Here is a 13,024-nt window from a genome sequence, read left to right as displayed (position 1 = left end):
TACCCCCACGAACGACCCCCACGCGAACTAACAAGTCACCCCCACGCGACCCCCACGAATCGGCCCAAAATCGGAAAAACGTGTGGGTATCAACGGTTGCATTGCGCAAAAACAGCGGTTGTGCCCCCGCAAATCCCGCGCGCCCCCACGCGGCGTGTTGTTCACCGGGATCGCAACGGAAAACGCCGCCCCGGCGTTCAACCGGAGCGGCCCCTTTCGATCAGGCTTTCAGTCTCAAAGTCGATTGTCTCCCCGCCATTGGCTCGACTGCAAGACGGCCTTCCGCTTCGAGCTGCGCTATCACCCGGGAGAACTGCGCCGCACGTTGCCTTTCCAGCTTCGCAGGGTCTTTCACGCCCCGCCGCGACTTGGGCGCGTAGTGATCGAGCGCCGGGGTCAACTGCCTGCGCAGCTCGCCGGATGCAAAGGGGTATCCGCGCGGGTTCACGCCCTCATCCACCGCAACACGCCGCATGTGCTCGACGACATAATCGGCGAGGGTCTCGCACGCCGCGAGCCCGGACAGGATAGCGTCGGCTTCGGCTTCCGTGCCGCCGGCCACTGCATCTATCGCGCTGTATCGATCGCGCTCGACAGCGACGGGAGCCCCCGCCGGTCGTCCCTTTTCATCTGTCCAGAGATTCAGAACACGAATGTCAAACGGGAACTCCTGCCCGCTCACGCCATCGCGCATCTTCATCGTTTTCAGGACGCGATCCTGAACCAGCATCGTCGCGTCAACCGCTCCGAGCAGATCGGAGCCGCCCCGCATGCCACGCGATTGGTCCTTGCCGTCATGGTGCGTGCCAATCACGGCCGCGCTTGTGCCGTCCAGAATCAGGCGGCAGTTCTGGACGAATACGCCCATTTCCTTGTTCTGGTCCATTCCAGGTGTCACCGCGGATAGCGTATCGATCGCAACGGCAACGCAAGGCAACCCGGTTTCCGCCTCCAACTGTTTGACCGCTGCTACAATCCTCTTCGCGTCGCGGCTATTGGCGTAGAGGTTGAGGCCGGTGCGCACGAAAGCGAGCGGCAGCCGCGCGTCGTCTGCAATCTCGTTGTGAACGCGCCACGCCTTGGAGCGGCGAGCCGTGCCGTTCGGCCCTTCTGCGGCGATATACAGCACACAGCCGCGCTTCACGTCCCGCCCACGCCACGGCTTTCCCGCCGCGATATGAAACAGCATGTCGAGCAGAACGAGGCTCTTTCCGCTGTTCGGCTGGCCGTACAAGACCGATAGCGTGCGCTCCTCAATTACCTCATGAAGCAGCCAAGCGGGTGGCTTCGCGCTCGCCGCTACATCGCGCTCCAGCTCAAACTTCAGCGGCGAACTGTTTGCCTTTTCCCCGGTGCTGTTATCCGTCGCCTCTACTTCATCGGCGCGCTCGCCTTCAAGAATGCGCGCCCGCTCGGCACGAGCAAGCCGCTCCTGACGCTGAGCGTCAAGGCGCTGCTGCCATGCGTCCCACCCCTCCGTACTGCCGCCGTTCGCGATGTAGGCCCCGTGGTCGTCCATATCGTCCACCGCGTCGAAAGCCTCTCCATCCGAAGGTTTCTTCAGACCCTGATTCTTCAGCCACTCGCGGGCGATTTGACGGTTGTCGTACTGCCCGGTACCCGGCTTGCCCTCGACGTGTTCGCCCGCCCCGGGCCACTGTTCGAAGAAGGCTGCAAGCGCTGAAGCGGGCATGTCCGGCCACTCGCGCATGAGGTGTTGCGCGGCAAGAAATCGGTTGGTCGAGCAATCCGATCCAGGAGCGTCGTATAGCAGCCTAAAATCCGCGTTGTCGGCGAGTAGTCCGGTCAGGTCGTACGATCCGAGATCAGAGTCGAATGCGTGCGCGTGCTTCTCCCAATCCACGCCTTCGAGCAGCTTGATGACTTCGCGCTCTTTGGTGGGTGTGGGCTGCTCGCGCTCGATATCCCCGCTCGCTGCGCCGATCAGCTCGACGACGTAGTCGGGCAGCGGCGGGAGCTTGCCGGTCATGAAGGCGCGAACGAATGCGTCCCGGTCGGCCGCGGAGCCGTAGGTTTTCCCGTCCTCGCGGATCGAGCCAGGGCCGACGAACTGGCCGCCGACGCCTCGGACATCGGTGCCGTACTGCTTTTTCAAAAGGCCCGCTTTGTTCGTGAATTTGCTATCGACGTCTCGAAACACGAAATGGGCACCGCCCGACTTGGTGGGGTTGATAGCAACACCAGCGGGAGGCCCGCCGTGCTCTTCGAACATGGCTCGCAGCTTCTCAGGGCCGCCGTCCTTCTGATCGGCGTCGAGCACGACAAGCCGTGACGGGCCGCACGAGATCGAGGGCACGGCATCGGGAAACTCGCGCCACATGTCATTGATAACCGCAACCCTGTTGGTGGCGCCAACGTGAACGGGCCTTTTCCCGTGCTTCTGTTCGAACTCCTCAATAGCGGCTTCGCGTTCGTTCTTCGAGATCGCGGTGTCGGCCTTCGTGTACCGAGGCACGAGCGGCACCTTGCCGTCAGACGGAAAGACGTAGAGCCCGGCCTCTGCAAAAAACTTCGCGTTGCGGCGATTGGTGCTGCGGCGGGCGCCAGTTGTATCGATTGTCATCGTAGCTTACTCTCGATGAAACTTGATATTCGGGCTGCACTTGCAATCCCGGATGCTGAACGTTTCCAGCGCAGGGCACCAATCGTCATGCTGGAAGACGGCGTGTGCAACCATGCCGGGCTTCAGCGCTTCTTCTAGCGTGATCTCCGGCCGCGACTTTGCGTGCTGCATCCAACGGCCCGCAATCTCGCGCTCGCGTCTGGTCGCGATCCGCGCCTTTCTATGTGCTTTCTGTCCCACGTCTCAAACTCCTGTTTTCTCTGCTAGCTCATAGTTCGTAGATGCGTTCGTTCGCGAGCCGCTGCATCGTCAGGCTCGGCAAAACGCGCAGTCCTTTGGTCTTGGCGTCCGGTCCCGCTTTGCCGCTGTACTTGCGCTCTGCCGCCTCAACTCGGTCCAAGGCGGCTGCAAGCCACGCCTTGCCCGCCTTCGCGCTTTGCTCTGTCAGTGCGGCCCACCCTTCGGGGTTATTCAGGCCAAGGCGTGACAGAACCTTCAGCTCGGATAGGCAGATGCTGCGAGCGTGCTTCGACTTCTCGCGCTTGCCTGCGAATTCCAGCATGTGCAGGGTCAGATGCTCCTTGAGCGCGTCGACTGCCTTTCGCCTCTTGGCTGGTGTCATCGCTCCGAGCTGGCGAACAGCCTTTCGGCCGCCATGCTCCGTTCCGACGAGGAGCGTGGCTAGGCCCGATTCCAAGCTGTTCGCGGACTTCATCAAGTCCTGCGCTGTCCGCAGCGGGATGTCAGCGGCCTTTGCAATCCAAGCGGCGTCGAAGTCCTCGCCTGTGTCAGCGCCTGCAAGCGGGGCGATTTCGATTGCGGCCTTGACGCCCGCCACGCGCAACGCGTGATCGGCCTCGTTGTCCCGTATGACCGAGATCAGCAGCGCCCACGTGCCGGGCCAGTCGCCATAGAGCACGGCATCGGACAGCTTTCCGTCAAAGATGGCGTGGGTATTGAGCACCTTGCGGGCGAGGCGTCGTTTCGCCAGTTCGCGCAGCTCGCGAGCATTTCGCGCTTCTTCTGCGGCTCGTTCGATTTTGCCTTCGGCGGACAGTTTCGCGGCCAGCGCTTCCGTACTTGCAGCAACCTGGTTGATGGTTTCGGTGGACTCGCCGTAGCCGTTGAAGACTTCGCGCTCCTCGTCGTCGGGAGCGAGCGTGTCCGCCGACCGCCCGAAGAAATCGCGGTGGCGTACTTCATCACCGGGATAGTATTCGTCTTTGGGCTCGTCTCGGAGTCGGCCGTTTTCGTCGCTCCCGCCTGCGGCCAAGATCGCGTCGGCATCGGCTGCCAATTCGTCGTTCATGTTTGTGGTCTCGACTGATCGCACGCGAGTCCCCGGCCCGCGGCGTCGAGCGCGCGGGTTGAGCCGGTGCGGAATGTGGAAAGGTCAGGCGGCGATTGAGCGCTTGGCGAAAGCTTCGACAGCGGCGGCAATGGTCGTCTCCCGCCACGCATTGCGTTGTCCGTGCTTCGCGTCGGGCGGCGGCACAAGTCCCGCCGTCAGGTAGTTGTAGAAGGCAGCCCGTGAGATGCCGAAGAGCGCGCCGCGGAAGAAATCGCTATTCTGAAATCGGTGCTGGTTCGGGTAGTCGACGGGGAACTCGGTCTGGTTGATGCCGCGGGCGTGACGTCGGGTGGTGGCCATGGGATTGCGTCTCCGAAAAGCGAGAGTGGGGATAGGCTGCTTTTCGAACACCGCCCCGCGGGTCGGTTTGAGACTGGTAGAGGTGTGTCGCGAAACCGCGGCTTTGCCCATGGGCGCTTCCGCAACCCGCCCGAAGGCGAGCCACCGTTTTTCTTCGGTGTAGGACCAGCGAGACACACCCCTGTGTCGGAACAAGCTGGGCCTTACCATCCGCCTTGCGTTCGAAGCTTAGGCGGTGCGCTGGCGTCTATTCGACGCTGAATTGATCTATAGGGTTCTGACCCCAAATCGTAAACTTGATGGACACTGAATTTTTCTGTGGATTAGCCCCCCACCCCCTTGCACTCCACGTTCTGGACGATTGCCGTGGAGGATCGCGTGGAGGAGACCAAAAAGATGCAAAAACCATCTTGATTTCATAATGGTAAAGAGGACACCCCTTCCGCCAATCTTCTCAATCCCTTCATCTCCATGCGGCTCTGATGTTGCCGAGCCGCCCTGGTGCGGCCTTCGCCTGCCGCGGCCGTTCATGACGATGGCCGCCGTGGCGGACGGATGCCGCCTCAGCCGGTGGCGACACGCGTGTGGGGCTGAACCGCATCGCGTTTGACGCATCCATTCTGATCCACCGGCCGATTCGACCTGCGGCGGTATTTTGGCCTGTCGCAGCTATCCAGGCGCCGGCCATTGCTGCTAGATGTTTCCATCGCAACGTTGCGAAACAGAGTGGGCGTCATGAGAAACGATCGAGACGGTCTTTGGCCACTGCTCGCCGGCTTCCGTTTCGCTTTCTCATTGTGGGTGCTCTGCGCACACACCTACAGTTTCGCGGAGCATCCGCTGCCGGTCCCGAGCGTCAGCGGCGCGATGCCGGTCCTGTGCTTCTTCGCGATCTCCGGATTCAGCATCCATCATTCGATCGCGACCGAGCCTGCCGGCTACCTTCGGCGGCGTTTCTGGCGCGTCTACCCGACGAACTTCGCGACCGTGTCGATGGCGCTGGTCGCCTATCTCATCCTCGGACCCGAGCTGAAGTCGGCCGTCGGTCACGCCGGCGGCGAGATCATCCCGCCCTTGACCTGGATCGGGTCCTACCTGCTGCTGCAGACCGTCCTTCCCATCATGGTGCCGCTGATGTTTCCGGCGTGGTCGCTGTCGATCGAGGTCGCCTACTACGCACTGGCGCCGCTGCTCCGACGCGCAAGCCTGCGCATGCTTCTGGTGATCTCGGCACTCTCCCTGCTCGGCTTCTGCGGATTGCATCTGCTCAAGGGCACCGTGCTGGAGACGCTCGTCTTCCAGAAGACGGTCTTCTTCCACGCCCTGTCCATCTTCTGGGCTTTCGCCTGCGGGTGGATCGCCTATGCAAACGCAGGTCGCGTCCGGCTGATGCTGATCTTCGCGGCATCTGCGCCGCTCGCAGTCGCCTCCTATCCACCCTTCTTCAACATCGAGGGCTGGTTCACGATCATGGCCACGCTCCTCGCCTGGTTCGTGGTGGTGGCCATTCTGTTCCTGCAGCCCACCCTTGCGTTCCGGCGTCCGGTCGCAACCACGCTCAACTACCTCGGGGATCTCGGATACCCGCTGTACCTGTCGCACTATCCAGTGATGTTCATCGTGGCCAGCACGCTGCTGCGCGATCAGCACGCAAGGTTCGACGGCGTGATCTACGGCCTGTGCGCCTTCGTGGTCGCAATCGCGATCTACCACATCGTCGACCGGCCGCTGCGCAGGTTCGGCAGGTCGGCGCCGCCGCTGGTCCGCGCTCCGCTGCGCAATGCGCCAGCGGCGACCGTCAGCGCCAAGTCGGCGTGAGCCCCAGATACATACACGCGTGAGACTCGCGCCGGGCCCCCGAGGGACATCGGGAGCGCTCGCGGCAGACCGCCGGAACGCAAGGCGAGGACCCTTCCGCATCCGCCTGGGTGAACCAGCGCAGCCGTATCGATCAACGCGATGTGCGCGATCCATTGCCCGGTCGAGCAGCGGTCTGGCCGTCCGGCACAGCGGCGACCGAGTCTGACGCCGCCCCGACGTGCGCCATCAGCTGGTGAACATCGCTGAGACGGCTGTTGAGGAGGCTCTCCGTCTCGGCCAGCGTCCAGCGCAGCTCGTCGAGCGCGCCCGGCGCCTGGTCCGGAAAATGCGCCAGATGATAGATCATCTCGTTGAGCACCTGCCGAAGTCCGTACAGGTCGTCGTGAGCAAGCTTCTGGACGTCGAGCTGGCCGAGCAGCCGCTGCACGAAGCTGCGGCGTTCGGCCGGCACATGACGCAGATCGACGAAGCGGTTGACGTGAAACGGCCGCGGCGCCTCGGTGCTGCCCACCGCGTGAGCCAGCGCCGCGCGCACGCTCTCCGCCGCGAGATCCTCGGTGTCGATCGACAACGTATTCGGGAAGAGGCTCTTGGAGCGCTCGATCAGCGAATGCGTCTTGTCATAGTACCAGCCGAATTTGTCGGTCAGCGGCAGCGCCAGCCATTGCTCACGCGACATCTCGCCAAAGTGAAACGCCGTGGGACGCTTGCGTTGCGCCGCGGGCGAGTCGGCGTAATAGACATGGTTCTGGGGCGACAGCTCCGCATTCTCGGCAAGGCTCGCGATGCAGGCGGCACGGTCGCGGCGGCGCAGATGCACCAGCGTGACCCGATCGCCGAGCAGTTCGGCGATGATCGGCAGGATCGCCGCATAGCCATTGCCGACCACGCAGGCATGGGGGCAGTCCAGGATCGTCTGGCGGATCTGGTCCTCGATGCCGGGATCGTTGGTCTCCTTGAGCCGGCAGAACAGCTCGTTGAGCTCGCTGGACTCCCACTCATGCACGGCCTTCTCACCGTTACCCTGGTGGTCGAAGATCTCTTGCATCATGCGTGTGAGCGATGTCGTGCCGTCCCGTCCAGTACCGACGCAGAGCACGCGCAGACCCGAAGGCGGCGTATTCTTCAAGACCGACACATCGTTGTCCATGCGGCGCCCCGACCTGGACCCCAACTTGGACCCGGAGCCCGCCGTCGCGCGTGGACGCGTCAGGCGGCGCAACTCCGCGGACGCCGATTCGGAGGCCAGCTTGTAGCTGTCGCGCTCGTCGCGCAGACGGCCCATGATGACGCCCATCTCCTCGGTGACGCGCTTGTAGCGCTGCGCGTCGTCCTTCGCCGATCGCAGCTCCGCCTGCAGAGCCGCGATGAAGCGTTGTGCGTCCGCATCGAGCCGCTCCGCAGCACTCGCCTCCCCAATACCCAGTCGGGATTTGACCCAATGGCGTACACGCCCACTCGGCAACAGGCTTCCTCCCCTCCGCGGCGCTGCTGAGGCGAGCGGCCGGCTGGTCCGAACCCGGGCGGCATCCGACCGCTGAGGAGACGGATGTGCACGTGAACGGGGTAAGGCATCTGGAGATGCAAATATCGCAATGACTTGCAATGCACGTTGAGCTGCATTGCAGGATCAAGGGCAGCGGCGGCTCTGGCGCCCGCCCGTTTACGCAAGGTGTCAACCTCGCGACATGCACTTCAGCGTGCGGCGACTCCTACAATGCCCAGCACGGGCGTCAGGGTCAACACGACGCGGAGATCCACACGGCACCACGGCGCGGGAACCGGGCCTCGACGATCGACGCCTGCGGTCTGCCCGACCTAATCCAGCCCCCGCTCCCTGCTGAGCCGCACCATCTCGTCGATGAAGATCTGCTTCTGCTTGTCGTCGAGGCTCGTGAACAGCGGCTCGGAGGCGTCGGCGACGGCGCGCTGGTCGGCGGCGCGGTCGACCAGGAACTGGGCTTCGTTGCGCATCTGCTCGACGATGTCGTCGGGCGGATCGCGCTTCGCCCGGGCGATGCGCAGGTTGAGCCGGTCGGCGCCGTTGCGGCCGAGCGCATGCATGGCGTTGGCGAACGGGCCCCAATTCTTGGCCTGCTCCTCGGTCAGGTTGAGCCCGGTCTTCAGGCGCTCGACATTGGCATCGCTGTTGGCGACGATCTGCTCGGCGGTGAGCTCGGGCACGCCCGGCTGCGTCAGCATCGGCGTGGCCTTCGCCAGCTTCGTCTTCTTGGCCGCCTTCGTCTTCTTGTCCTCGCTCTTGGTGTCGCGCTTGTTCTCACTCTTGTTTTCACTCTTGGCTTCAGCCGCCGCAGTCGACGGCTGTGGGCCCGGTTGGCCAGCATTGCCGGTGAATGCCCCTGTCACGCCGGTGACGACGCCGACGACACCGCCGATCGCGCCACCCAGCACGCCGCCGACCGGGCCGGCCGCCCTGTTGCCCTCCCTCGCGCCCTGCTCGACGCCCTTGAACAGGCCCTGCGCGGCAACCTGACGCGGCAGCGCCGACGCGAGGCCGAGCGCCAGCAGCGCAACTGCTGCGGTGCAGAGACGGCGGCGCGTCGGCGTGACCCATCGCTTCGTTTTCATGGCCGCTCCCCCCCTTTTGCGCGTTAGCCGGACGGCCGCGGCGACCCCCCGCCACGGCTTGCGAGTCGGATGAAATTCTAACGTCGCCGCAACGCGCAAGTCCATCTGCCGCACTGCGCATGATGGATCCGAACACAGACTCATCGGGCGCGATCACAGCAGCGTTTTCAATCAGCAGCGCCTCGCTTTGCGCTGCAGCGCCAGGTCATTGCGACGCAATCAGTTGCGGAACCTGCGACGCTTTGCGCACGCCATTAGTTCTAGGTTTCGCCTCACCTGTTTTCTCGACAGCCGCGCGCAATTCTGCTCTGATTGCACCCAAGCGAAATCCAAGCGCGCATGATGCGACGCACAACTAACAATCAGGATTCGCCACCAACCGAATGCTTGGCTCACCAGGGAGGGAACGCCATGTCACGGAGGAAGCTGAACCGCCGCCAATTCGTTGCCGCGACCGCTGCCACCTCGGCGGTCATGATCGCCGCGCCCTATGTGCGCGGCGCCTACGCCGCTGGTAAGCTCTCGATCGGGTTCTGGGATCATTGGGTTCCCGACGCCAACAAGGCTTCCACGGAACTCTGCAAGGAATGGGCGGACAAGGAGAAGGTCGACCTCCAGGTCGACTACATCACCAGCCAGGGCAACAAGAACATCGTCACCATCGCCGCCGAGGCGCAAGCGAAATCGGGCCATGACATCTTCCAGATGCCGACCTGGTGGTGTCACTCGAATTCCGATCTGCTCGAGCCCGTCAACGACATCATGGAGCCGATCATCCAGGAGAATGGCGATGTCAACGGCACCGTCAAATATCTCGGCATGCTCGACGGTAAATGGATGGGCGTTCCAGCCTGCGTCGGCAGCCAGATCAAGGGCCCGTGCTCGCGCATCGACCTGATGAAGAAGCATGCCGGCATCGACGTGCAGGAGATGTACCCGGCCGGCTCACCGCCGAAGGCCGACAACTGGAACACCGACACCTTCCTGAAGGCCGCGGAAGCCTGCCACAAGGCCGGCGTGCCGTTCGGCATCGGGCTCGGCGAGACCACCGACAGCGTCGATACCGCGGGCGCGTTCTTCCAGGCGTTCGGCGCACAGCTGGTCGATGCCAAGGGCAATCTCACGGTGAAGACCGATGCGGTGCGTCAGGTGCTCGAGTTCTACAAGAAGCTGATCGCCTTCCTGCCGCCGGACGTCGCCGCCTGGGATGACGCCTCGAACAACAAATGGCTGGTCGCCGGCAAGGGCGCGCTGATCATGAATCCGCCGAGCGCCTGGGCGGTGGCCAAGCGCGATGCCCCGCAGGTGGCGGAGCAGTGCTGGACCCACGGCTTCCCGACGGGGCCCAAGGGCCGTTTCGCCCCGTTCCTTCCCTTCTTCTGGTCGATCTGGAGCTTCTCCAAGAACAAGCCGGCCGCCAAGAGCCTGCTCGTGCACCTCTCCAAGCCGTCGTCGATCGAGAAGATGGTCGATGCCAGCGGCGGCTACGATCTGCCCGCGTTCAGCAAGCTCACCAAGCTGAAGGTCTGGGCCGAGCAGGGGCCGCCGAAGGGAACGATCTTCCACTACCCGGATCCCTATCAGCAGCAGGTGCTGTCGATCGCGGCCTCGCCCGCCCCGCCGAAGGTCGCGCAGCAGATCTACTTCCAGGCGACGCAGACCAAGATGTGCCTGCGCTATGCCCAGGGCGAGAAGATGGAAGCGACGCTGGCCTGGGCCGAAGGCGAGTGCGAAGGCTTCCTGCGCAGTTGAACCGACCCAAGTCAGGCGATGGCGGCCTGCATCGCGGGCCGCCACCGTCAGTCGTCGCCCGCCTGCCCCGCCCCGTGAGCGCCGGCGCCCCCCGGCCAAGTCGCAAGGAGCCCATGGTCATGGCCGATGCTGCATTCGGCGAAAACGCGGTGACGCGTCCGCGGCCGGCGGTCGGCCGCAGCGGTCTGCGCAAGGCGCTGCAGCGAAAATCCTCCGTCGCGTTCCTGATGACGCTGCCGCTCATCCTCCTGATCGCGCTGCTCGTCGTCTATCCGGCATTCTACTCGGTGCATCTGGCGACGCTGAACAAGTCGATGCAGCGCTTCGTCGGCCTCGGCAATTTCGAGTTCCTGTTCAAGCGCGACACGTTCTGGCTGGTCGTCAAGCAGTCCTGCATCTTCGCGATCTCGGCCGTGCTGTTCAAGGCGCTGATCGGCTTCATCGTCGCGCATTTCGTCCACAACATCCCGGCCAAGGGCCAGCGCAAATGGCGCGGCATGCTGCTGGTGCCCTGGGTGATTCCGCCGGCGATGAGCACCTTGGCCTGGCTGTGGCTCTTCGATCCGTCCTACAGCGCCTTCAACTACACGCTGTCGTTCTTCGGCATCGGTCCGATCCCGTGGACGGGTGACGCCGCCTGGGCGCGGTTCTCCGTCATTCTGGTCAACGTGTGGTACGGCGCGCCGTTCTTCATGATCATGTACCTGGCGGCGCTGAAATCGGTGCCTGACCAGCTCTACGAGGCCGCGGCGATCGACGGCGCCAATTGGTGGCAGCGGATCTGGTACGTGACGCTGCCGATGATGCGCAACATCATCGCGATCACCACGCTGTTCTCGCTGATCGTGACCTTCGCCAATTTCGACATCGTCCGGATCCTCACCGCCGGCGGCCCGCTCGACAAGACGCACATCTTCGCGACCTGGGCCTTCCGCGTCGGCATCGAGGGCAGCGACATTCCGCTCGGCGCCAGCGTCTCGCTGTTCATGGTGCCGATCCTGGCGGTCGCCGCGATCTTCATCCTGCGCGACGTCTCCAAGCGGGGGAACGAATCCTGATGAGCACGATGACCGTCGACAAGGCCGGCCCGACCCGCACCGTCAAATACGGCTCGATGAGCCGCGACCGCGCCTGGGCGCTGCGCTGGTCGTATTTCTTCCTGACGCTGTTCGCGATCTTCTCGCTGGTGCCGCCGTTCTACATGCTGATCACCTCGCTGAAGGGCAGCGCCGAGATCTCGGCCGCGACCAATCCGTGGTGGGTGTTCCGCCCCACCCTCGAGAACTACGCCGCCCTGCTGAGCTCGAACCAGTTCCTGCGCTTCTTCTTCAACTCCGCCATGGTCTCGATCATCGTCGTGGTCATCACCATGCTGATCAGCATTCCCGCGGCGTTCGCGCTGTCGCGGATGAAGTTCTGGGGCTCGGCGACGCTCGCCACCGGCGTGTTCCTGACCTACCTGATCCCCGACAGCCTGCTGTTCATCCCGTTGTTCAAGATGTTCGCGCTGATCGGGGACGTCACCGGCATCCAGCTCATCAACCGCTGGTACGTGCTGCTGTTCATCTATCCGACCCTGACGGTGCCGTTCTGCACCTGGATCATGATCGGCTATTTTGCCTCGATCCCGAAGGAGCTCGACGAGGCCGCGATCATCGACGGTGCCTCCTGGCTGCAGACGCTCACCCGGATCTTCATCCCCGTGGCCCTGCCCGGCCTGATCGCCGCGACGATCTTCGCGTTCACGGTCTCCTGGGCGCAGTTCCTGTATCCGCTGGTGTTCACGACCTCGGCCGACCAGCTGGTGCTGCCGGTCGGAATCGTCACCACCCTGATCAAGGGCGACGTCTTCAACTGGGGGCAGATCATGACCGGCGCGCTGCTCGGCGCGGCGCCGCCGCTGATCATCTACGCGTTCCTGATGGACTACTACATCGCCGGCCTCACCGCCGGCGCGACCAAGGGCTGATGACGGGGGTTGATCCGATATGGCTGAAGTGAGCTTGCGCAAGGTCGTGAAGCGTTACGACGACGTCGAGGCCGTCCGCGGCATCGATCTCGACATCGCCGATCACGAGTTCGTCGTGCTGGTCGGCCCAAGCGGCTGCGGCAAGTCGACGACGTTGCGGATGATCGCGGGGCTCGAGGACATCTCCGACGGCGACATCACGATCGGCGGCGACGTCGTCAACGACGTGCCGCCGAAGGACCGCGACATCGCGATGGTGTTCCAGAACTATGCGCTCTATCCGCACATGACGGTGGCCGAGAACATGTCGTTCGGGCTGCGCCTGAAGCACTATCCCAAGGCGGAGATCAAGAGCCGCGTCGCGGAAGCCGCACGCATGCTGGACATTGCCGACCTCGTCGACCGCAAGCCGAAGCAGCTCTCCGGCGGCCAGCGCCAGCGCGTCGCGATGGGCCGCGCCATCGTGCGCAATCCCAAGGTGTTCCTGTTCGACGAGCCGCTGTCCAACCTCGACGCCAAGCTGCGCGTGCAGATGCGCATCGAGATCAAGAAGGTGCACCAGAAGGTGCGCACCACCACGGTCTACGTCACCCATGACCAGGTCGAGGCGATGACCCTGGCCGACCGCGTCGTCGTCATGAACAAGGGGCGCATCGAG

The 13,024-nt window shown here is 63.8% G+C and carries 11 protein-coding genes; 5 read left to right on the top strand and 6 right to left on the bottom strand.

Annotated elements, in window-relative coordinates; translation table 11 throughout:
- Nucleotides 1-220: 220 nt before the first annotated feature.
- From BRAS3809_RS13095 to BRAS3809_RS13085, 4 genes are all read right to left on the bottom strand, one after another.
- Complete coding sequence (locus tag BRAS3809_RS13095) at nt 221-2,584, bottom strand: AAA family ATPase (protein ID WP_008962577.1); 2,364 nt, start codon at nt 2,582-2,584, stop codon at nt 221-223.
- Nucleotides 2,585-2,590: 6 nt separating this feature from the next.
- The gene (locus BRAS3809_RS35805) at nt 2,591-2,824 is read right to left on the bottom strand and encodes a hypothetical protein (RefSeq protein WP_008962576.1); all 234 of its coding nucleotides are present in this window, start codon (nt 2,822-2,824) and stop codon (nt 2,591-2,593) included.
- A 28-nt stretch (nt 2,825-2,852) separates the two neighbouring features.
- Entirely contained in the window at nt 2,853-3,893 is a 1,041-nt protein-coding gene (locus tag BRAS3809_RS13090) for a hypothetical protein (protein ID WP_008962575.1), read from the bottom strand.
- A gap of 84 nt (nt 3,894-3,977) precedes the next feature.
- Entirely contained in the window at nt 3,978-4,235 is a 258-nt protein-coding gene (locus BRAS3809_RS13085; protein WP_008962574.1) for a hypothetical protein, read from the bottom strand.
- Nucleotides 4,236-4,970: 735 nt separating this feature from the next.
- Between BRAS3809_RS13085 and BRAS3809_RS13080 the strand changes: the two genes are divergently transcribed.
- The gene (locus BRAS3809_RS13080) at nt 4,971-6,053 is read left to right on the top strand and encodes an acyltransferase family protein (RefSeq protein WP_008962572.1); all 1,083 of its coding nucleotides are present in this window, start codon (nt 4,971-4,973) and stop codon (nt 6,051-6,053) included.
- Between the two features lie 133 nt (nt 6,054-6,186).
- Here the strand turns inward: BRAS3809_RS13080 and BRAS3809_RS13075 are convergent, their stop codons facing one another.
- Together BRAS3809_RS13075 and BRAS3809_RS13070 are read right to left on the bottom strand one after the other, a co-directional pair.
- Nucleotides 6,187-7,521, bottom strand: a complete 1,335-nt coding sequence (locus BRAS3809_RS13075; protein ID WP_008962571.1) for a hypothetical protein — start codon at nt 7,519-7,521, stop codon at nt 6,187-6,189.
- A 353-nt stretch (nt 7,522-7,874) separates the two neighbouring features.
- On the bottom strand, nt 7,875-8,645 hold the full coding sequence (locus tag BRAS3809_RS13070) for a Spy/CpxP family protein refolding chaperone (protein ID WP_008962570.1): 771 nt from the start codon (nt 8,643-8,645) through the stop codon (nt 7,875-7,877).
- Nucleotides 8,646-9,056: 411 nt separating this feature from the next.
- Here BRAS3809_RS13070 and BRAS3809_RS13065 point away from each other — a divergent pair, with 411 nt between their 5' ends.
- The 4 genes from BRAS3809_RS13065 to BRAS3809_RS13050 all read left to right on the top strand — a co-directional run.
- A complete protein-coding gene (locus BRAS3809_RS13065; protein WP_035656230.1) occupies nt 9,057-10,397 on the top strand; it encodes an ABC transporter substrate-binding protein in 1,341 nt (446 codons plus the stop codon).
- Nucleotides 10,398-10,516: 119 nt separating this feature from the next.
- The gene (locus tag BRAS3809_RS13060; RefSeq protein WP_008962568.1) at nt 10,517-11,455 is read left to right on the top strand and encodes a carbohydrate ABC transporter permease; all 939 of its coding nucleotides are present in this window, start codon (nt 10,517-10,519) and stop codon (nt 11,453-11,455) included.
- The gene (locus BRAS3809_RS13055; protein WP_008962567.1) at nt 11,455-12,366 is read left to right on the top strand and encodes a carbohydrate ABC transporter permease; all 912 of its coding nucleotides are present in this window, start codon (nt 11,455-11,457) and stop codon (nt 12,364-12,366) included. The genes BRAS3809_RS13060 and BRAS3809_RS13055 overlap by 1 nt, the downstream gene beginning before the upstream one ends.
- Nucleotides 12,367-12,385: 19 nt before the next feature.
- Nucleotides 12,386-13,024 (top strand): ABC transporter ATP-binding protein (locus tag BRAS3809_RS13050; protein WP_035656228.1); only part of this gene is annotated, 639 nt, incomplete at its 3' end.

It is taken from the genome of Bradyrhizobium sp. STM 3809 (genome assembly GCF_000239795.1).
GTDB lineage: Bacteria > Pseudomonadota > Alphaproteobacteria > Rhizobiales > Xanthobacteraceae > Bradyrhizobium.
The sequence above is the reverse complement of the archived record's forward strand: the minus strand, read 5'-3'. Positions and strand labels throughout refer to the sequence as shown.